Origin of the sequence: Streptomyces sp. NPDC005202, from assembly GCF_040608235.1 — a bacterium.
GTDB lineage: Bacteria > Actinomycetota > Actinomycetes > Streptomycetales > Streptomycetaceae > Streptomyces.
Genome location: NZ_JBEXHW010000003.1, coordinates 63593 through 82909 on the forward strand (window position 1 = coordinate 63593; position 19317 = coordinate 82909).

The 19317-nt window shown below is 74.6% G+C and carries 13 protein-coding genes and 2 pseudogenes; 7 read left to right on the forward strand and 8 right to left on the reverse strand.

Translation table 11 applies throughout. From position 1 onward, the window contains the following. Nucleotides 1-123 precede the first annotated feature (123 nt). Both ABZV31_RS06950 and ABZV31_RS06955 read left to right on the forward strand, forming a co-directional pair. Nucleotides 124-1620: an FUSC family protein gene (locus ABZV31_RS06950; protein ID WP_355889202.1), complete on the forward strand. Its 1497-nt coding sequence runs from the start codon at nt 124-126 to the stop codon at nt 1618-1620. A 97-nt stretch (nt 1621-1717) separates the two neighbouring features. Beyond that, nucleotides 1718-2755, forward strand: coding sequence for a lactonase family protein (locus ABZV31_RS06955; protein WP_355889205.1), 1038 nt, complete (start codon nt 1718-1720; stop codon nt 2753-2755). 93 nt (nt 2756-2848) lie between these two features. Here ABZV31_RS06955 and ABZV31_RS06960 read toward each other — a convergent pair whose 3' ends face one another. From ABZV31_RS06960 to ABZV31_RS06975, 4 genes are all read right to left on the reverse strand, one after another. After that, nucleotides 2849-3772: a hypothetical protein gene (locus tag ABZV31_RS06960; protein WP_355889208.1), complete on the reverse strand. Its 924-nt coding sequence runs from the start codon at nt 3770-3772 to the stop codon at nt 2849-2851. A gap of 185 nt (nt 3773-3957) precedes the next feature. Further along, entirely contained in the window at nt 3958-4956 is a 999-nt protein-coding gene (locus ABZV31_RS06965) for a BadF/BadG/BcrA/BcrD ATPase family protein (RefSeq protein ID WP_355890050.1), read from the reverse strand. A 143-nt stretch (nt 4957-5099) separates the two neighbouring features. Beyond that, on the reverse strand, nt 5100-5777 hold the full coding sequence (locus ABZV31_RS06970) for a uracil-DNA glycosylase (protein WP_355889211.1): 678 nt from the start codon (nt 5775-5777) through the stop codon (nt 5100-5102). Between the two features lie 118 nt (nt 5778-5895). Beyond that, entirely contained in the window at nt 5896-7053 is a 1158-nt protein-coding gene (locus ABZV31_RS06975; protein WP_355889214.1) for an exo-alpha-sialidase, read from the reverse strand. Between the two features lie 226 nt (nt 7054-7279). Here ABZV31_RS06975 and ABZV31_RS06980 point away from each other — a divergent pair, with 226 nt between their 5' ends. Next, a complete protein-coding gene (locus tag ABZV31_RS06980) occupies nt 7280-7933 on the forward strand; it encodes a hypothetical protein (RefSeq protein WP_355889217.1) in 654 nt (217 codons plus the stop codon). 203 nt (nt 7934-8136) lie between these two features. Here the strand turns inward: ABZV31_RS06980 and ABZV31_RS06985 are convergent, their stop codons facing one another. Continuing rightward, a complete protein-coding gene (locus ABZV31_RS06985; RefSeq protein ID WP_355889219.1) occupies nt 8137-9825 on the reverse strand; it encodes an acyl-CoA dehydrogenase family protein in 1689 nt (562 codons plus the stop codon). 72 nt (nt 9826-9897) lie between these two features. Between ABZV31_RS06985 and ABZV31_RS06990 the strand changes: the two genes are divergently transcribed. Continuing rightward, nucleotides 9898-10647 (forward strand): PaaX family transcriptional regulator C-terminal domain-containing protein, encoded by a 750-nt coding sequence (locus ABZV31_RS06990; RefSeq protein WP_355889221.1) that lies wholly within the window; start codon nt 9898-9900, stop codon nt 10645-10647. A 153-nt stretch (nt 10648-10800) separates the two neighbouring features. On the opposite strand, the pseudogene ABZV31_RS06995 reads toward ABZV31_RS06990, so the two are convergent. Next, nucleotides 10801-10995 (reverse strand): annotated as a pseudogene (locus ABZV31_RS06995) (pectate lyase); the annotation flags it as partial. Here ABZV31_RS06995 and ABZV31_RS07000 point away from each other — a divergent pair. The 3 genes and pseudogenes from ABZV31_RS07000 to ABZV31_RS07010 form a co-directional block, all read left to right on the forward strand. Next, nucleotides 10991-11693, forward strand: a pseudogene (locus tag ABZV31_RS07000) (hypothetical protein); the annotation flags it as partial. The pseudogenes ABZV31_RS06995 and ABZV31_RS07000 overlap by 5 nt on opposite strands. A gap of 147 nt (nt 11694-11840) precedes the next feature. Then, a complete protein-coding gene (locus ABZV31_RS07005) occupies nt 11841-12401 on the forward strand; it encodes a hypothetical protein (protein ID WP_355889224.1) in 561 nt (186 codons plus the stop codon). A gap of 8 nt (nt 12402-12409) precedes the next feature. Further along, nucleotides 12410-16717 (forward strand): cation-translocating P-type ATPase, encoded by a 4308-nt coding sequence (locus ABZV31_RS07010; RefSeq protein WP_355889226.1) that lies wholly within the window; start codon nt 12410-12412, stop codon nt 16715-16717. Nucleotides 16718-16864: 147 nt separating this feature from the next. On the opposite strand, the gene ABZV31_RS07015 is transcribed toward ABZV31_RS07010, so the two are convergent. Continuing rightward, on the reverse strand, nt 16865-18211 hold the full coding sequence (locus ABZV31_RS07015) for an FAD-dependent oxidoreductase (protein ID WP_355889229.1): 1347 nt from the start codon (nt 18209-18211) through the stop codon (nt 16865-16867). A gap of 198 nt (nt 18212-18409) precedes the next feature. Further along, nucleotides 18410-19084: a helix-turn-helix domain-containing protein gene (locus ABZV31_RS07020; protein ID WP_355889232.1), complete on the reverse strand. Its 675-nt coding sequence runs from the start codon at nt 19082-19084 to the stop codon at nt 18410-18412. Nucleotides 19085-19317: the final 233 nt, after the last annotated feature.

Here is a 19317-nt window from a genome sequence, read left to right on the forward strand (position 1 = left end):
ACGGCCCAGTCGGAAGCGGAACGCTTGAGCCAGGGGAGGATGCGATGCTGTGATGGACGCCGTCGATGGCGCTGCGGATCCCGCGGCGCCTTTTTCATGCCGGTGTGGGAGGGGCGGTACTCAGTGCTGAAGAGGGTGTTCGTGGCTCCGGACCCGGGGCGGACGCGGCTGCGCTTCGCCGCCCGGGCCGTCCTCGGCATCGGCCTTGCGGTCGTCGTCTGCGGCCTGGCCGGACACTCCCTTCCGGGCGCGGTCACCGGCGGGCTCGCCGCTCTGCTCGCCCTGTTCACCGTCGCCGACGCCACGGTCCGCGGGCAGGCGATCACGACCGCGCTGCTGCCGGTGGTCGGTCTGCCCGTCCTTGTCGCCGCGGCCGCGCTGCACGACCACCCCGTCGCACGGGACCTCACCTTCCTCGCCGTGGTCGGCGCGGGCATGTACGCGCGCCGCTGGGGGCCGCGCGGCCACAGCCTCGGTGTCTTCGCGTTCATGACCTTCTTCGTGGCGCAGTTCCTGCACGCCACGACCGCACAGCTGCCCGAGCTGTCCGCCGCCGTCGTCCTGTCCATGTTCACCGCCGCGGCGGTGCGCTTCGGGCTGTGGTGCTACGAGCGCCGCCTGCCCCCGGCCGCCGCGCCCGCCCCGCCCGGCGGCACCGGACTGGCCCGTGCGACCACCCGGCAGGCCGTCCAGGCGACCGCCGGCGCCGCCTTCGCGCTCGTCGTGGGTCAACTGGTCTCGGGACAGCGCTGGTACTGGGCCGTCGGCGCCACCTGGTGGATCTTCGTGAACACCGCCTCGCGCGGGGAGACCCTGGTGCGCGGCTTCCGCCGGGTCCTCGGCACGGTGATCGGCATCGGCCTCGGCGTGCTCGTCGCCGTCCCGCTGCACGGGGCCGCGCTCCCCACCGCCGGCCTCGCCGCGGTCTGCGTCTTCGGGATCTTCTACACGGCCGCCGTGTCGTACACCTGGATGATGCTCTGGGTCACGCTCCTCGCCGAGTCGCTCTACGGCCTCATCGGCATCCTGAGCCCGGGCCTGCTGGCCCTGCGGCTCGCGGAGACCGGCGTCGGCGCGCTCGGCGCGGCGCTGGCCGTGCTCTTCGTGCTGCCCGTCACCACCCACGCGGTCACCGACGGCTGGATCCAGCGCGCCCTGCGCTGCGTCCACGCGTGCACCGCCGAGGCCGCCGCCCGGCTCGCGGGCGCCGAGGACGCGGACCCGGCGCCCCGCGTGGCCGAGCTCGAGCAGTTGCTCGGCCGGGTACGGCTCTCCGTCGCCCCGCTCGTGCACCCGCTGAACCCGATGCTCGGCCGCAAGCGGCGCGCCCGCCAGGTACTCGCCCTGCTCGACGACTGCGCCCGCGAGATCCGCGGTCTGGTCGCCGTCGCCGCCGACCCCGAGGCCTCCCACGACGCGCGCCTGGCCGCCGCGTGCTGGCGGGTGGAGGCCGCGGTGGAGGCACTCACCGCGGGCGGTGCCGGGCACGTCCGTGCCGTCGTCGCCCGCCCGTCCGCGGCGGAACCCGCGCTTGCCCACCTCCACGGCCTGGAGCGGGCCTTGGCGGAGCTGGCCGAGCCCCTGCGCACGCCGTCGGGTTCGCCGCTGGTCGGCGCCTGATTCCGCCACGGCTGCGTGAATACGCCACGCCTTGGTCTAGACCGCCGGTGATCGACTGCTACCGTCAGCCGGACGGCACGACCGAAAGGGGACAGCGGTGGCAGACGGCGGCAGGCGGCGACGGCGGGCGTTCATCGGGTCGTTCACGGCGGCGGGAGGCCCCGGAGTCGTCACCGCGGCCGTGGCCGAGCAGGGCGGCGCGCTGACCGCGCTGAGCAGCGTCGACGGCGTCCTCGACCCGTCGTACCTGGCGCTGTCGCCCGACGGCGGCACGCTCTACGCGGTCAGCGAGACGGCCGACGGCGCGGTGGCCGCGTACCGGGTGAAGGGAGGGGCGATCGAGCTCACCGGCCCACCCGTGCGGGTCGGCAGCGGCCCTACGCACCTGAGCCTGTTCGACGGGCACGTCCTCACCGCCAACTACGGCTCCGGCAGCGTCACCGCCGTGCCCGTCCGCCCCGACGGCCGCCTCGCCCACCTCCCCTCCGGCGTGCTGCAGCACACCGGCTCCGGCCCGCACGATCGCCGGCAGCGGGCTGCGCACGCCCACCAGGTGCAGCCGGACCCGAGCGGCCGCTGGGCGGTCAGCGTCGACCTGGGCACGGACTCGGTGCGGGTGTGCACGCTGGCGGACGGCAGGCCCGTGCTGCGCCGGGAGATCGCGCTGCGCCCCGGCTCCGGACCCCGCCACCTGGCCTTCCATCCGGACGGCGCCCATGCCTACGTCGTGAACGAGCTCACCCCCACCGTCACCGTCTGCCACTGGGACGCCGCGGCCGGCTCGCTGAAGCCGCTGGCCGAGACGCCGGTCCTACCGGACGCGCCGACCGCGGACGCCTACCCGTCGGGCATCGTCGTGGCGCCCGACGGCCGGTTCCTGTGGACCGCGACGCGCGGCGAGGACGTCCTGTCCGTGTTCGCCGTCGAGGCGCAGGGGGAGCGGCTGCGGCTGGTGGGGACGGTGCCGTGCGGGGGCCATTGGCCGCGGGCGCTCGCCGTCTCGGACGGCTGTCTGTACGTCGCGAACGAGCGCTCGGGGAACGTGACCTGGTTCGCCGTGGACCCGGAGACGCGGCTGCCGGAGCGCGCCGGAGCGATCGACGTGCCGGCGGCGTCCTGCGTGGTCTTCGACTGAGCGTCCCCGTGGCCTGCGGGAAGCTCCGCCGGCATGCGAAGGGGCCCACTCCTGCGGGAGCGGGCCCTTGGTCGTACGAACGTGACGCAGGGGTCAGCGGACCGGTGCGCCCTGCGGCTGTTGCGGGGCGATGCCCAGCGCCGTCGTGTACTTGGCCAGGGCGAGCTTGCCGATCGCCGGGTACGGGCCGAGCGCCTCGGCGGCGGGGCAGCCCGCCTCCTCGGCCGCCGCGTCGATCAGCTCCGCGTTGATCTCCGGGCCGATCAGGTATGGCGCGAGAGCCAGCTGTTGGGAGCCGGAGGAGCGCAGCTGCTCGGCGACGGAAGCGATGGAGCCCTCCTGGTCGAGAGCGGCCGCCATCACCGGCACGGCCAGGCGGGCGGCGAGCAGCATGCCGGTGATCCCGGCGGCCTGCACGGCCTCCTCACCGCCCACGGACGCGAGGATGATGCCGTCCGCGGCGGTCGCCACGGTGAACAGGCGGGCGCGGTCGGCGCGGGCCAGTCCCGCCTCCGAGAGGCGCACGTGCAGCGCCTCGGCGAGCAGCGGGTGCGGACCGAGCACGTCGGTCAGCTCGGCCGCGACCCGGCTGTCCATGACGGCCTGACGGACCTGGCGCAGCAGCGCGCTGTCCGGACCGGCCAGCAGGGGCACCACGACGGCGACGGGGCCCTCGGGCTCCTTGGCCTCCACACCGGCGGCGAGCGCCTGCTCGTAGCGGGCGGTGCGCTCCTCGGCGGCCTGCGTCAGCACGGACTGCACCGTGGGGAACTCCGTGTCGTCCCCGTCGAGGTACCCGATCCGCGCATCGAGGCCGGGGAGCTCGGAGCGGGCGATGCTCACGACCTCCTCGGCGAGGCTGCGCGTGGCGGCGCCGGGCGTGCCCGGCACCGCGAGGACGAGCGCGGGCGCGCCCTCGGGAGCCGCCAGCGGTTCGGGTCGGCGGTGCCGTCCGGGCTGGCGGGGGCGCGGCATTCGTACTGGCAGGCCGGACGCGGGCCCAGTGGGGGAGCTCATGGCGCCGCATGTTACTGGCTTTCTGGGTTCCCCTGTTCGGGGAGGGTGCAGGTGAGCGGTATCCGTCCGGTTTTGTCTGATGAGTTACGGACGGATCGGAACCGATCGGTGCGCGGAATCGGGCGGGATGTGACAACTCGCTCGCCGTATGGGCGTACTTGTCCGGCAAGTAGGGACGTGGGGGATCAATCCCCTTGTGGGGTCACGACGTCCAGCATCTTCTCGTCACCCGGCAGGGTGAGGGTCCCTGTCGCCAGGTCGGTGGCGATGCGGACCGAACCGTGCAGCGGGTCGCCCTCCGCGGGGACCCTCCGCGCGTACGGCAGCCGTTCGGCCAGTTCCTGCTCCAGCGGTACGAGGAGGGGGTCGCCCATCTTGAACAGACCGCCGGTGAGGGCGATGCGGGGTTCGCCCGCGGGTGGGCAGACGGCGGCGGCCGACTCGGCCATGTGCCGGGCGGCCTTGTGCAGGATGGCGGCGGCGACGGGGTCGTCCGGGGCGCAGGCGGCCACCTGGGGTGCGAAGGAAGCCAGTACGGCGGCGCGGTCGGAGCGCGGGTAGAGCTTGCCGGGCAGCCCCGGCATCGGCCCGAACTCCTCCTCGGCGCACGCCAGTAGCCGCGCCGAGCCGCCGTCCCGTCCGTCGTGGGCGCGCAGCGCGGCCTCCAGCCCCGCCCGGCCGATCCACGCCCCGCTCCCGCAGTCGCCCAGCAGATGACCCCAGCCGTCCGCGCGACGCCATCCGGCCAGATCGGTGCCGATCGCGATCAGACCGGTCCCGGCGGCGATCACGGCACCGGGCCGCGGCCCCAGGGCACCGGTGTAGGCGGTGACGGCGTCGGCGACGAGCGCGACCGTCCGCACGCCGAGTTCCCGCGCCAGGGCGCCGGGCAGTTCGGCGCGCAGGGCGTCCCCCAGGGTGGCGAACCCGGCGGCTCCGACCACAGCCGTGTCCAGCCGCCCCACTCCGGCCTCCGCGGCCAACGCCCGCGCCAGGGGCACGAGGTGCTGCATGAGATGCCCGGGGTCGATCCCCCGGGCACCGGTGCGGACCGGCTCCCTCGACTCCCGCTGTGCCAGCGGCCCTCTCCCGGGCACACCGACGACGGCACGGAGCCCGGAGCCACCCGAGTCCACGGCGAGGAAAGCGGACGCGGCGGACGCACGCGGAGCGGCGCCGGACAGGACGGCGACACCGCGGGCGGGCGGGGCGCCGGGCGGCCGCGGCCCTTCCGGTTCGCCTCGTGCGCCCGGCGACTGCTGCGGTGCTGCCGGCCCGTCCGGCGTGCCCCGCTCCCTCTGCGCCGCTCTGCCCGCACCGTCCTTCGTCATGGCAGGCGCCAGTCCACCGGCTGTCCCCCCTGCCGGATCAGCAGGTCGTTGGCGCGGCTGAACGGGCGGGAGCCGAAGAAGCCGCGGTCGGCCGACATGGGGGAGGGGTGGGCGGACTCCACCGAAGGCAGGTCGCCGAGGAGCGGGCGGAGGTTGCGGGCGTCGCGGCCCCACAGGATCGACACCAGCGGCTTGCCGCGCGCCGCCAGGGCCCGTATGGCCTGCTCCGTGACCTCCTCCCAGCCCTTGCCGCGGTGGGCGCCCGGTCGGCGCGGGGCCGTGGTGAGTGCCCTGTTGAGCAGCAGCACCCCCTGCTGGGTCCACGGCGTCAGGTCGCCGTTGGACGGCTGGGGCAGCCCCAGGTCGCTGTTCAGCTCCCGGAAGATATTGATCAGGCTGCCGGGCAGCGGACGCACGTCGGGCGCGACGGAGAAGGAAAGCCCCACCGCATGTCCCGGAGTCGGATACGGGTCCTGGCCGACGATCAGGACGCGTACGTCGTCGAAGGGTTGCTGGAAGGCCCGCAGGACGTTCGGCCCGGCCGGGAGATAGGTGCGTCCCGCGGCGATCTCCGCGCGCAGGAAGTCGCCCATCTCGGCGATCCGTCCGGCCACGGGTTCCAGGGCCTTCGCCCAGCCCGGTTCGACGATTTCATGCAAGGGTCGTGGTGCCACGGGCGTCACCCTACTGCGGTGCGCCGGGCGACGATCAAGCGGTGACCGAAGGCCGAGCGAGGATGACCGAACCGTCGACTCCGGTGAACGGAACCTCCTTTCCCGTGCGTTCGTGTCCTCAACCGATCACCGCCGCTCGCACGCACAGCACGTCCGGCAGATGGGACGCCAACTGCTGCCAGCTGTCGCCGTCGTCGGCCGACGCGTACACCTCGCCGTTGCGGTTGCCGAAGTACACGCCCGCCGGGTCCGCGTCGTCAGTGCACAGCGCGTCGCGCAGCACGGTGCCGTAGTGGTCGTCCTGCGGCAGGCCCGCCGACAGCGGCTCCCAGCTCTTGCCCGCGTCCGCCGTGCGGAACACGCGGCACCGGTGGTCGGCGGGCACCCGGTCCGCGTCGGCGTTGATCGGGAACACGTACGCCGTGTCGCCGCGGTGCGGATGGGCGGCCGCCGCGAAGCCGAACGTCGACGGCAGGCCGGCGCCGATGTCCGTCCAGTGCCCTCCCGCGTCGTCGCTGCGGTACACCCCCCAGTGGTTCTGCAGGGACAGCCGGTCGGGGTTCGCCGCATCCTGGGCGATCTTGTGGACGCACTGGCCGAACTCGGGGTTCGGATCCGGCAGGAACACGGCGGACACACCGGAGTTGGAGGGCGTCCAGCTCGCGCCGCCGTCGGACGTGCGGAACACCCCGGCCGTGGAGACGGCGACCGTGACGGCCTTGGGGTCGCGCTGGTCGGTCACCACGGTGTGCAGGCCCTCACCGCCGCCGCCCGGCACCCACTTCGACCGGGTGGAATGCTCCCACAGCGGGCGGATCAGGTCGAAGCTCTCGCCGCGGTCCTCGGAGCGGTACAGTGCGGCCGGTTCCGTGCCCGCGTACACCACGTCCGGCTCCGCGGCCGCCGGGTGCAACTGCCACACCCGTTCCAGCGAAGCGCCCGTGTCCTTGGGGAACTTGACGGCCGGTTGGGCCGGCTCCGTCCAGGTGCGGCCCAGGTCGTCGGAGTGGAACACGGACGGCCCCCAGTGCGAACTGTCGCCGCCTGCCAGCAGCCGCGGGGCGGCGCCGCGGGTGTCGATGGCGACCGAATACATGGCCTGGGCGTTGAAGTGGGGACTGTCGTCGAACTCCCAGGCGCCACCTCGCCGCCGCCCGATGAACAGGCCCTTGCGTGTGCCCACGGCGAGCAGTACCTCGGTCATGCCGATCACCTCCGCGACGTCTTCGTCCCAGACGTCTTCGTCCCGGACATCGGCCAGTCTGCACCCCGGCACTGACAGTCACCTCCGGGACGCCGAACGGCGCAGGTCAGAGCAGTGATGTCGGCCTGCCGCACAAGCCTGCGCGGGCCTGTTTCCGAGCATGCGCGAAGAACCGTGCGCGGGCGCCGGGACTCATGGGACCGTCGAGTCGGGGGACTCGTCGTGAGCATCGAGGGGTCGTCTCCCGTATGGGAGGGCGGTCCGGCATGTCCGTGCGCTCGTGAGGAGGATGCCTTCGATGGCGTTCCGTGGTCCGAAGGTGTGGCTGTGGCGGTGGCGCCGCAATCCGCTCAAACGCCGCGCCGATGCGGTGGAGGCCTGGGTCGTGCTGGGTGCTTGGGTGCTCACCGTCGTCGCGGGGGTGTTAGCCGGGTGGACGGCGACCCGGTCCGTGGAGCACGGGCTGGCCCGTGAGCGCGTCGAGTGGCGGCCGACGGTGGCGCTGGTGGCCGAGCAGGCGCCCGGCTCGTCGTCAGGGAACAACGCGACCGAGTCGTCAGGGAACAACGCGACCGAGGCGAATGACGCAGACGACGGGGGCGACGGGAACGGCCGGGGGTCCGACGCCCTCCGGGTGTGGGCGAAGGTGCGCTGGACCGCGACGGACGGCTCCTCGCACACCGGCCAGGCCCGGGTGCGGCTCGGCAGCGCGATCGGCACCCCGGTCACCGTGTGGACCGACCCGCAGGGCCGCCTGGTGACCAGGCCGGCCACGGCATCCCAGGCCCGGACGCGGGCCGCGATGATCGGCGGCCTGGTGGGGGTGAGTGCCGCGGCCGTCCCCTTCGTCGGCGGCCGCGTCCTGCGCGGCCGTCTGGAACGCCGGCGCATGGAGCAGTGGGACGCCGAGTGGGCGCGGTTCGGTCCGCTCTGGGGCCGTAAGACCTGGTGACGACGTAAGACCTGGTAATGACGTAAGACCTGGTGACGACGGGCGCCGGGGCCCGCATGGACTGCGGCGAGCCGGCCGGCGGGCGCCCGGGTGTCGGCCCGGAGCCCGGCGGCCGGAACAGCCCCGAGAGCCTTGCGGACGTCCGCGCGTGACGCGTGCACGGCGTCCCCCGGGCCCGCCCTCGGCCCTGGGCGCGGCGCCGGTCACCCCAGACCCGGCAGCGCCCGCCCCAGGATCGCGTCGAGGTCCGCGGCATCGGGCAGCGTGCCGAAGGCATGCCCCCAGTCGCCGCCGAGGCGGGTCGCGCAGAAGGCGTCGGCGACCGCGGGCGGGGCGTGCCGGACCAGGAGGGAGGCCTGGAGGGTCAGCGCCATCAGCTCCACCAGGCGGCGCGCGCCCGCCGGGGAGCCTTCGGTCAGCCGGCCCTTGAGACGGGTCACGGCCGCGTCCAGCCGGGCGTCGGCGCCCTGCGCCAGGGCGAGTTCGGCGAACAGCGCCTCCGCGGTGCCGGGCTCACGGCTCAACGCCCGCAGGACGTCGAGGGCGTTGACGTTCCCCGATCCCTCCCAGATCGACAGCAGGGGAGCCTCGCGGTAGTGCCGGGGCATGCCGGACTCCTCCACGTAGCCGTTGCCGCCCAGGCACTCCAGGGCCTCCGCGGTGAAGGCCGGGCCCCGCTTGGTGACCCAGTACTTGCCGACGGCGGTCGCGATCCGCCGGAACGCCGCCTCGCCGGCGTCCCCGCGCACCGCCCGGTCGGCCGCACCGGCCAGCCGCAGGGTGAGCGTCGTGGCGGCCTCCGACTCCAGCGCCAGATCGGCCAGCACGTTGCGCATGAGCGGCTGGTCGACCAGCAGCGCGCCGAAGGCGCTGCGGTGCCGTACGTGGTGGCCCGCCTCCACGAGTGTCTTGCGCATCAGCGTCGCCGACATCATCACGCAGTCCAGGCGGGTGCAGTTGACCATCTCGATGATCGTCTTGACGCCCCGCCCCTCGGGGCCGACCAGCCAGGCCACCGTCCCGTCGAACTCGGGCTCGGAGGAGGCGTTGGACCGGTTGCCCAGCTTGTCCTTGAGCCGCTGGATGCGGAAGGTGTTGCGGCTGCCGTCGGGCAGCACGCGCGGCACCAGGAAGCAGGACAGTCCGCCCGGAGCCTGCGCCAGGACCAGGAAGACGTCGCACATCGGCGCCGACGTGAACCACTTGTGCCCGCGCAGCGTGTACACGCCCGGCTCGGCGGTGGGCGTCGCCGTCGTCGTGTTGCTCCGTACGTCGGAACCGCCCTGCTTCTCGGTCATGCCCATGCCCGCCAGCAGGCCCCGCTTCTCGGCCGGCACCTGCAGGCCGGGGTCGTACACCCGGCTGGTCAGCAGCGGTTCGTAGACGGCGGCGAGCTCGGGCTGGGTGCGCAGGGCGGGGACGGCGGCGTACGTCATCGACGTCGGACAGCCGTGCCCCGCCTCGGTGTGTCCCCACACCATTCCGCCTGCGGTCCGGGCGACATGGGCGCCGGGCCGGTCGTCCGCCCACGGGGCACCGGCCAGGCCCTCGGCGACCGCCACCCGCATCAGGTGGTGCCAGCTGGGGTGGAAGTCCACCTCGTCGATCCGGTTGCCGTACCGGTCGTGGGTGCGCAGCTCCGGCTCGTGCCGGTTGGCCAGTTCGCCCCACTCCTGCGCTTCCGCACTGCCGGCCCGCACCCCGAGCCGCCGGACGTCCTCCTCGGCCCACCCGGCGCCCTCGCGGCGCAGGCCCTCCAGCAGGGCCGCGTCCTCGGAGGCGTCGTACGGGGCCAGGGGAGGGGCCTGGTTGGTGACGTCGTGCGTGGCGTATCGCGGCGTCTGCTCGTGCCGCTCCTGATCCTGCTGCACCTGTGGGAGTGTCGAGACCATGCGGCCAGTGTTGCACTTTCCCTGCGGTCGCAGCAATGATGCAACAAGGTGAAGTCCGTACAGTACGTGACCATGAACGTGTCCCGGGAGCCCGTCGGGGTGGACCTGCGTCCGCTGTCCGCGCGGTCGGTCGTCCTGAGCCTGCTGCTGGGCACGCACCCGCCCGAGCTGCCGGTGAAGGACCTCGTGCGCGCTGTCGAACCCTTCGGCGTCGCCGGATCCACCCTGCGGGCGGCGCTGAGCCGGATGGTGGCCGCCGGAGACCTGCGGCGCTCGGAGAGCGTCTACCGCCTCAGTGACCGGCTGCTGGAGCGTCAGCGGCGCCAGGACGCCGCCGTGCACCCCGAGACCCGGGCCTGGGACGGCGCCTGGGAGATGGCCGTCGTGACGGCGACCGGCCGCGGCGCTGCCGAACGCGCCGAGCTGCGCAACCAGTTGGCCGCCCTCCGGCTCGCCGAACTCCGTGAGGGCGTCTGGCTGCGTCCCGCCAACCTGCGTCGGACCTGGCCCGACGGCCTCGATCAGGTGGTCCAGCGCTTCACCGCTCACCCGGAGCAGCCCGCCCGCGACCTCTGCGCCGCCCTGTGGCCGCTCGACGCGTGGGCGCGAACGGCCCGGGCGCTGCTCGCCCACGTGGAGCGGTCGGACCGGCCGGCGGACCGCTTCACCGCCCTCGCGGCCGTCGTGCGGCACTTGCTGGCCGACCCGGTCCTGCCCGCCGCACTCCTCCCCGCCGACTGGCCCGGCCCGGCTCTGCGCACCGCCTACACGGACTACCAGCGGGAGTTGACCGAGGAGATGCTGGGGCGCGCGAAGCAGTAGGGATGGCGGCGGCCGTACGAAGCGCCGTCAGGTCCGCTTCGTACGGCCGCTGCTGGGGGTGGGCGTCAGCTGTAGGTGATGTCGGACGCCGAGTACTTGCAGTAGGTGCTGTCGGGGCCCGTGCCATTCGTGGTCGGCTACGCGCCCGTGTTGTTTCAGGACGGCACCGGGGGCCAGTTCCAGGATTGGTCCCTGGTCCTCGTCCTGGCCGCGGGTGCTCAGGTCCTCGCTGCCGTAGAGGCGCTTCATCCCGTAGTCCTTGGTGCCGGAGACCAAGATGGTGGAGGAGACCGCCTGGCTGCCGTTCGCGGTGGGCCAGGTGTCGGCGCTCGCCGGGGTCAGAGCCATGCCGCAGCTCACCGAGCCCGCCAACCTCCCGCCCGCACCCTTCACCGGCGACCACGCCGTCCTGGTCGACACCACCCTGCGGCAGACCCTGCGCGTCTCCTCCGGCGGCCACCGCCTCCGGCTGCGCTTCTCCAACCGCCTTCGGCGACACCCCACTGCCCCTCACCGCCGTGACCGTGGCGCTCCCCCGGGACGGGCGGGCCGGAGACAGCGCCGTCGAGCCCGGCAGCACCCGGCAGGTGACCTTCTCCGGACGGACAGCGGCGACGGTTCCCGTCGGCGCCCACGTCGTCTCCGACCCGCTGGACTTCGACCTGCGCGCCGCGTCCGACCTCACCGTGACGACGTAGCTGGCCGAGGGCCAGCCGTCGCTCGCCCTCACCTCGCACCCGGGCTCGCGCACGACGTCGTACCTCGTCCGGGGCGACCACACCGTGGACGAGGACCTGCGCCACGCTGCTGCCCTTCGGCGGCAGCACCCTCTACGACGACCCGGCGGGCGAGCGGAAGAAGTCCTGGCAGGCGGTCAACGCCTGCAACCGCACCGGCGGGCACTTGGTGATCGACTTCGACCGTGCGGTGCGCGACCCCGCCGGGGCCGGCTGCTGCCGACGCTCCACGCCGGGGACTGGCTGCACCTCAATCCGGAGGGGTACCGGATCCTCGCCGCGGCCGTTCCCGCCTTCCGCCGGTCCTGAGGCGCCGACCGCGCCGCGCCGCGACGGCAGGTGCCCAGTGGCGCGGGCACGGCCCGTGACGTTCCCTGAGAGAGATGGGATGACCAGCGCAGTCGCGGGCACCCGACGGGCACGGAATGCGATCTCACCCCAGGCGAGGAGAGAGTCATGGTTGAGCAGAAGTCGTCGTCGGCCCTTGCGGCGCCCCTGCACGGCGCGGCCTCGATGCTGCGGAGGGTGCCCGGCGCCGGGGTGGCGAGCAGGGCCGCGCAGGGCGCGTTGGAAACGGTCGGTGCCGTGTCGCCCCGGGGGCGGCGGCTGGCCGTGTACACCGGGGCGGGGGTGCTCGGTGTCGCGGGTGTGGTGGAGTGGCCCGTCGCGCTGACCGGCGCGGCCGTGGCCTGGCTCACCCAGCCGCGGCCCGCACGGCCCGGGGACGGCAGCGAGCAGGCGCCGACACAGGTCACCCGCACCGCGGGCGAGGGGCCTGCGCCGGACACCGGCACCGCGCCCCAAAGGCCACCGGAAGACGGCACCGCGGCGCTGAGGTCCGCGGAAGACACCGGCTCGGCAGGCCAGGCGTCCCCGCAGGCCACCGGATCGGCAGAAGAGCCACCGACGGAGACGGACAAGAAGTCCGCCGAAGGCCGGGGCAAGGCATCGAAGAACAAGGCGGGGTCCACCGGACCCCATGGCCCCACGGCGCGGCCCAGCCGCACCTCCCGCTGAGGCGCGCCATGGTGCTTGGTTTGCTGACGGGGCCGTCGGCCGCCGCCCGGCTGGCTGCGGCGCCCCGGCTGCTCGCGCGGGCGGCCGCGCCGGCGGTCGGGGTGGCCGCCGGCGCGGTGGCGGGGACGGCACGGGCCGGCGTACGGAGCGCGGACGCCGCGGTGCGGGTGGCGCGGGTCGCCCGCAATGCGCTGCCCGGCGCGGGAAGCCACTGGCGGGCCGGCGCACGAGCGCACCTCGCGCTGCGGCCCGCGGAGCCGGAGCAGGTACGGCGCGCGGGCGGGATCGAGCACCTGGCCCGCCGGGTGGCCGAGGCGCTGGCGGAGCGGCCGGACGTGGTCTTCGCGTACTGGGACGAGGGGCTCGCGCGCCTGGTGGTGAATGCGACCGAGGAGGAGGCCACCGACCGGGTCGTGGAGCATGCGGCCGATCTGGCGGCCCGGCACGGGCTGGCCCTCGCGGACGGCGCACCGGAGGACACGACGCATCCGGCCGACCCGGCCGGGGTGCGCGCCGCCGCGGCGACGCTCGCGGCCGACGCCATGGGCATCGGCGTCGGACTCACCGCGTACGCCTTGCGCCTGCCGCCGTCGCCCCGGCTGGTGACCGCCGTGGTGACGATGCTGCGGGAGAACCCGCGCTTCCGCGCCTGGCTGCGCGCCCGGGTGGGCAGGTCCCGTATGGATCTCGTGCTGGCCTGTGCGAACGCGGCCGCCCACGGCGCGGGCCAGACCCCCACCTCGCTCGTGCTCGACGGAACGCTGCGCGCCTGCCAGCTGGCCGAGACGGTGGCGCGCGCGGCCGCCTTCGACATGGTCCACGACCAGCTGTGCACACCCGACCGCGTCAGCCTCGCGTCGGACGATTCCCCGCGCCCGCCCCTGCGCGTCTCTCCCGCCCAGGAGTACGCCACCCACGCCTCCGGGGGCAGTGTGCTGGGCGCGGCGGCGACGCTGCTGGTCAAGCGCGACGGGGCCGAGGCGGCGGAGGCGGTGCTGGCCGGCTCGCCCAAGGCCGCGCGTTACGGGCCCGCCGCCTTCCACGCCGTGCTCAGTACCTCCCTGACCCGGACCGGCGTGCTGGTCCGTGAACCGGAGCGGCTGCGGCAGCTGGAGATGGTCGGCACGGTCGTCCTGCACCCGAGCGCACTGCGCACCGAGGACGGGGAGGCCGACCCGTGGGCCGAGGCCGTACTGGACGCAGCCCGCCGCGCGGGACTGCGGGTCGTCGTGGTGGACGACCCCGCGATGGAGGACTTCACCGGTCTCGCCGACCAGGTCGTGGACGCGCGGCGGCCGCTGGACGACGTGGTGTACGGGCTGCGCGGCGAGGCGGGCGCCGTCATCACGGTCGCCCGTATGCGGTCCGCCGACGAGCACGACGTCCTGGCCGGGCTGCTCGGCAGCGACGTGACCGTCGCCCTCACGGACCGGGACGGCGCCGTCGTGTGGGGCGCGGACATCCTGGCCCTGCACGGCCTGCCCGACGTGTGGCGGCTGCTGACCGCGATCCCGGCCGCCCGCGCGGTCGGCCACCGGGCACAGACCCTGGCCAGATCCGGTGCCGCGCTCTCCGGGCTCCTCGTGGCCATCGGCGAGTCCGGGGGCGGCCGCGGGCGCCGCACCGCGCTGCCGGGGCTGCGGCACGCACCCGTCGACGCCAGCGCGGCGACCGCCCTGCTCTCCGGGGCACGGGCCGCGCTCGGCGTGGCGGCGGCGCGCGCCCCGCACCCACGCCCGCGCGTGCACTGGCACGAACTGGACCCGGAGGAGGCCCAGGAGCGGCTGGAGCACGAACCGGCCGCCGAACCGACCCCGTTCGAGCAGGCGACCGCCCGGGCGCGCAAGGCGGTCGACAGCGCCTTCCGGATCCCCGTCCTCGCCCCGGCGCGGTGGACCCTGCAGCTCGGCTGGGCCGTGCGCGGCGAACTGCACGACCCCCTCACCCCGGTCCTGGCCGTCGGCTCGGCGGCGTCGGCGATCCTCGGCTCCGTCGTGGACGCCCTGCTCGTCCTCGGCGCCCTCGACCTGAACGCGCTGGTCGGTGGCATCCAGCGGCTGCGCGCCGAGCGGGCGCTGTCGGGGCTGCTCGCGGATCAGAAGCAGAAGGCGCGCGTCGCGCTCCGGGAAGAGGAGGCACCGGCCGGCGGCACTCGCACCGTGGACGCCAGCAAGCTCCGGATGGGAGACGTGATCGAGCTCGAGGCGGATGACGTGGTGCCCGCGGACGCCCGCCTGCTGTGGGAGGACGGCCTGGAGGTCGACGAGTCCGCGCTGACCGGGGAGTCCCTGCCGGTGCAGAAGCAGACCGACCCCACCCCGCACGCCGCGGTCGCCGACCGGCACTGCATGGTCTTCGAAGGGACGACCGTGGTGGCCGGGCAGGCGCGGGCCGTCGTGGTGGACACCGGCGACCGCACCGAGGCCGCCCGCGCCGTCCACCTCGCCGCCCGTACACCGCCCGCCGCCGGGGTGCAGGCCAGGCTGCAGGAACTCACCCGCAAGGCACTGCCGTTGACGCTGGCGGGCGGGGCCGCGGTGACCGGTCTGGCGCTGCTGCGCGGCACCCCCATCCACGAAGCGGTCAGCGGCGGCGTGGCCGTCTCCGTGGCCGCCGTCCCCGAGGGCCTGCCGCTGGTGGCCACGGTGGCGCAACTCGCGGCCGCCCGGCGGCTGAGCCGCGGCGGTGTCCTCGTCCGAACCCCGCGCACGCTCGAGGCGCTGGGCCGCATGGACACCATCTGCTTCGACAAGACCGGCACCCTCACCGAGAACCGGCTGCGCCTGGTGCGCGTGTCCGACGCCGACGGGACGGTCCGAGCGGTGGGCGACGCGGCCTCCGCGGACACACTGCGGGCCGCGGCGCGGGCCTGCCCCCGGCTGAACGGCGGCTCCGACCGGCCGGTGCACGCCACCGACGAGGCCGTCCTCGACGCGGCAGGCCCCGACCCCGACTGGACGCAGCTCGAAGGCCTGCCGTTCGAGGCCGCCCGCGGATACGCCGCCGCCGTCGGCCGCGTCGGGGACGGCCCGCGTGTACTCGTGGTCAAGGGCGCCCCGGAGACCGTCCTGCCCGCCTGCTCCGGCCTTCCCCCCCACGCCGCCGACGCGGCGCACGCGCTGGCCGGGGACGGCCTGCGGGTCCTGGCGGTGGCCGAACGACGGCTCGCCGAGGACGACAAGGAGGCGGACATCCTCGAACAGCCGCTGCAGAAGCTGGAGTTCACCGGTCTACTGGCGCTGTCGGACGTACCGCGCGAGACGTCCACGGCCCTCGTGCGCGGTCTGCACAAGGCAGGCGTACGACCGGTCATGCTCACCGGCGACCATCCGCAGACCGCCCGGTCCATCGCCGCCGAGCTGGGCTGGCCGGAGGGCACAGTGGTGGTCACCGGGGACGAACTGGCGGCCGCGGACCGGTCGGCCAGGGCCCGGATGCTGCGCGACACGGGCGTCGTGGCCCGGGTCGCGCCCGAGCAGAAGCTCCAGGTCGTCGAGGCGCTGCGGGACGCGGGCCGGGTGGTCGGGATGGTCGGCGACGGCGCCAACGACGCCGCGGCCATCCGCGCCGCCGACATCGGCGTGGGCATCAACGCCCGGGGCTCGGCGGCCGCGCGCAATGCCGCCGACATCGTCCTGACCGACGACGATCTGACCGTGCTGATCGACGCGGTCGGCGAGGGCCGCGCCCTGTGGCACAGCGTCGCCGACGCCATCGCCATCCTGATCGGCGGCAACGCGGGCGAGGTCGGCTTCGGCATCCTCGGCACACTGGTGTCGGGAACCGCCCCGCTGTCCACCCGCCAGATGCTCATGGTGAACCTGTTCACGGACCTGTTCCCGGCCATGGCGGTGGCCGTCACGCCGAACGAGGACGCCGAGCAGGCGAAGGCCGGGTCGCCGGAGGACGCGGCCGGCGGTGTCCTGGGCGAGTCCCTGATCCGGCAGATCCGCCACCGTGCCCTGACCACGTGCCTGGGAGCCCTCGCGGCCTGGCTGATCGGCCGCTTCACACCGGGCACCGCCCGCCGTTCCAGCACCATGGCCCTGTGCGGCGTGGTCGGCACCCAGCTCGCCCAGACCCTGCTCGACCGCCGCGACAGCACTCTGGTCCGGGTCACGTCCGTCGGCTCGGCCGTCGCCCTCGTCGCCCTCATCCAGACTCCGAGCATCAGCCGCCTCCTCGGCTGCACCCCGCTGGGCCCGGTCGCCTGGGCCGGCGTCGCTGCAGCGATCGTCCTCGCGTTGACGGGCCAACGGGCCCTGCCCCGCCTGGAGGAAACCCTCACCCGCCTGCTCCCGACCGAGCGGTCGTGACAAGGATCGACAACTGCACGGGCGGAGCGCCGCCACGCCACGGCACGCCGAGCGCAGGCCGACCGCCACCCCACCCTCCGAACTGCAACGAGGCCGCTCCGCCACGAGCCCGCTCGGCCACGAGACGCTGCTCTGCGAGATGCTCTGCTACGAGGTCGTCGCGCGTGCCGCCGCCAGCAGCGACTCCCAGTCCGGCAGCTTGACCACAGTGCGTCCGAGCGAGGCGCCGAGCTCCGCCTCGGCCCGCTCGATGGCCTGCCACCCCGCCCACTCGACCGGCGCGACGCCCGCGGAGCGCAGTACCGTGACCGGGTCCTCGGGCACCTGCTTGCGTGCGAGCACGGGAGCGTCCTCGAGCAGTGACGTCACCGTCTGCTTGGCGCAGGGGCGGTTGGTGCCGATGACGCCCGTCGGGCCCCGCTTGATCCAGCCGGCCACGTACTCGCCCGGCGCGATCGCCCCGTCGCGCAGGACCCGCCCCTCCCGGTGCGGCACGGTGCCGAGGCCCGCGTCGAACGGCAGCCCCTCCAGGGGCACTCCGCGGTAGCCCACCGACCGCAGCACCAACTGTGCCTCGATGTCCTCGTACCGTCCCGTCCCGGTCACGCCGCCCTGCCCGTCCGGCACCGTCCGCTCGAACCGCACCGCGCCCACGCGCCCGCCCTCGGCGAGCAGTTCGACCGGCCGCAGGAAGAAGCGCAGCCCGATCCGGCGCCGGCCGCCCGTCGGGGGCGCGGCCGCCCAGCCGCGCAGCACCTCCACGTTGCGGCGCTGGGGCGCGGACAGCGCCGAGGGGTCGGCGCAGGCAGGGTCCAGCGCCAGTTCCTCCGGGTCGACGACGACGTCGGTGTCCGGCAGGGCGCCCAGCTCGCGCAGCTCCTTGGTGGTGAAGCGGGCCTGGGAGGGGCCGCGTCGGCCCACCATGTGGATGTCGGTCACCCGGCTCGCGGCCAGCGCGCTGAGCGCCGCCTGCGGCATGTCGGTGGGGCTGAGCTCCGCCGCACCCCGGGCCAGCATGCGCGTGACGTCCACCGCCACGTTCCCCACGCCGATGACCACCGCCGACCGCGCGCCGCGTACAAAACCGTCGTCGGCGGCGTCGGGGTGGGCGCTGTACCAGGACACGAACTCGGTCGCCGACCAGCTGCCCGGCAGCTCCTCGCCGGGGATCCCGAGGTGGCGGTCGGTGGCCGCGCCCACGCAGTAGACCACCGCGTGGTAGAGCTCCCGCAGCCGGGCGGTGGGCAGCCCGCCGGGGCCGCCGACCTGGACGCCGCCGAGGAAGCGGACCCGCTCGTGCTCCAGGACTGTCCGCAGGTTGTTCTGGAGTGACTTGATCTTCTCGTGGTCCGGCGCGACGCCGTAGCGCACCAGGCCGTAGGGGCACGGCAGCCGGTCGAGGACGTCGACGAACACCGTGGAGTCCTGCTGGACGAGGCCCTGAGCGGTGTAGCACCCGCTCGGGCCCGAGCCGATGACGGCGACACGCAGCACGGCGGAACTCCTTACCCCGGCGGTCGGAGGAGATCGCTGGTGTCTCCAGCATGGCACCAAGCGGCCCGCCGGGGGAGAGCGGCGGCACCGCGCCGACGGCGTGTTGCACGGGCGGGTCCCGGCGCGGGGAGTGTGATGGTGCGGTTGTGTGGCGCGGATTCTGGGCCGGCGCCGCGCTCGACGTCCGGACCCGGCCCGTTACGTCGACGGGTCCTGCGGCCGCTGATCGGTCGCGAAGAAGCGGGACAGATCCGTGTCGCAGGTCCCGCCGGGCGTCTGGGTGTCCGGCGGGAGGCCCATCTCCCAGTCGAGCCGGTAGCGCTTGAACAACTCCGCCCGCAGCGCCGGGATCGGCATCGGCACCCCCGGCACCAGGGCCGCGTAGACCGCCCCCATGAGCAGGGCGCGCAGTATCGGGTAGTCGGTGTCGACGTCCTGCGAGCCGTGCCGGGCGACTGTGTCGCGCAGCAGCTGCGACAGGCGCTGCTGCTCCGGGCACTGCACGAAGCCCTCGGCCTGCAGGATCCCCGCCATGTGCTGGCGCATGAGCACCGGCCGGTCGCGGGCCAGGCCCAGGATCGCGTCGATGGCCCGCGCCATCCGCTCCCGGCCGTCCTCGGTGTGCGGCTCGCGCTCCAGCGCCTCCTCCAGCGTGCGGTGCATCAGCCGGTGCACGGCGGACTGCACGAGCTGACGCTTGCCGGGGAAGTAGTACGACACCAGGCCGCGCGCCGACCCCGCTCGGTCCGTGATGTCGCCGAGCGTCGTCGCCTCGTACCCGCGCTCGTTGACCAGCTCGACCGCCGCCTGCAGGAGCCGCTCCCGGGAACGCCGCCGCAACTCTTCATTGACCGAGGCGCTGCGCGGGGACATGCTGTAACTCCTGCGTTGACTGGCTGCCAGCCAACTATACTGAACGCGTGCGGACCGGCTCCCTGTTGGGGGGGGCAGGTCCGGGCTGCCGTCCGCCTCGGGCGACGCGGGGGATCGTCCGAGGCGGGCCTTTTTGCACCCCGTCCGTGTCCCGGGGCTACTGTCCTGGCCGGCTCGCGCGGTCGTTCTTCCGGATCTCCCGCCAGACCATCCGCGGAACGCTCGGCCGTACC

Coding starts and splice junctions, on each gene's coding strand:
- ABZV31_RS07020 (WP_355889232.1), bottom strand. CDS start 19,084: ATGTCCCCGCGCAGCGCCTCGGTCAATGAAGAGTTGCGGCGGCGTTCC.
- ABZV31_RS06985 (WP_355889219.1), bottom strand. CDS start 9,825: ATGGTCTCGACACTCCCACAGGTGCAGCAGGATCAGGAGCGGCACGAG.
- ABZV31_RS07005 (WP_355889224.1), top strand. CDS start 11,841: ATGGTTGAGCAGAAGTCGTCGTCGGCCCTTGCGGCGCCCCTGCACGGC.
- ABZV31_RS06960 (WP_355889208.1), bottom strand. CDS start 3,772: ATGAGCTCCCCCACTGGGCCCGCGTCCGGCCTGCCAGTACGAATGCCG.
- ABZV31_RS06980 (WP_355889217.1), top strand. CDS start 7,280: ATGGCGTTCCGTGGTCCGAAGGTGTGGCTGTGGCGGTGGCGCCGCAAT.
- ABZV31_RS06990 (WP_355889221.1), top strand. CDS start 9,898: ATGAACGTGTCCCGGGAGCCCGTCGGGGTGGACCTGCGTCCGCTGTCC.
- ABZV31_RS07010 (WP_355889226.1), top strand. CDS start 12,410: ATGGTGCTTGGTTTGCTGACGGGGCCGTCGGCCGCCGCCCGGCTGGCT.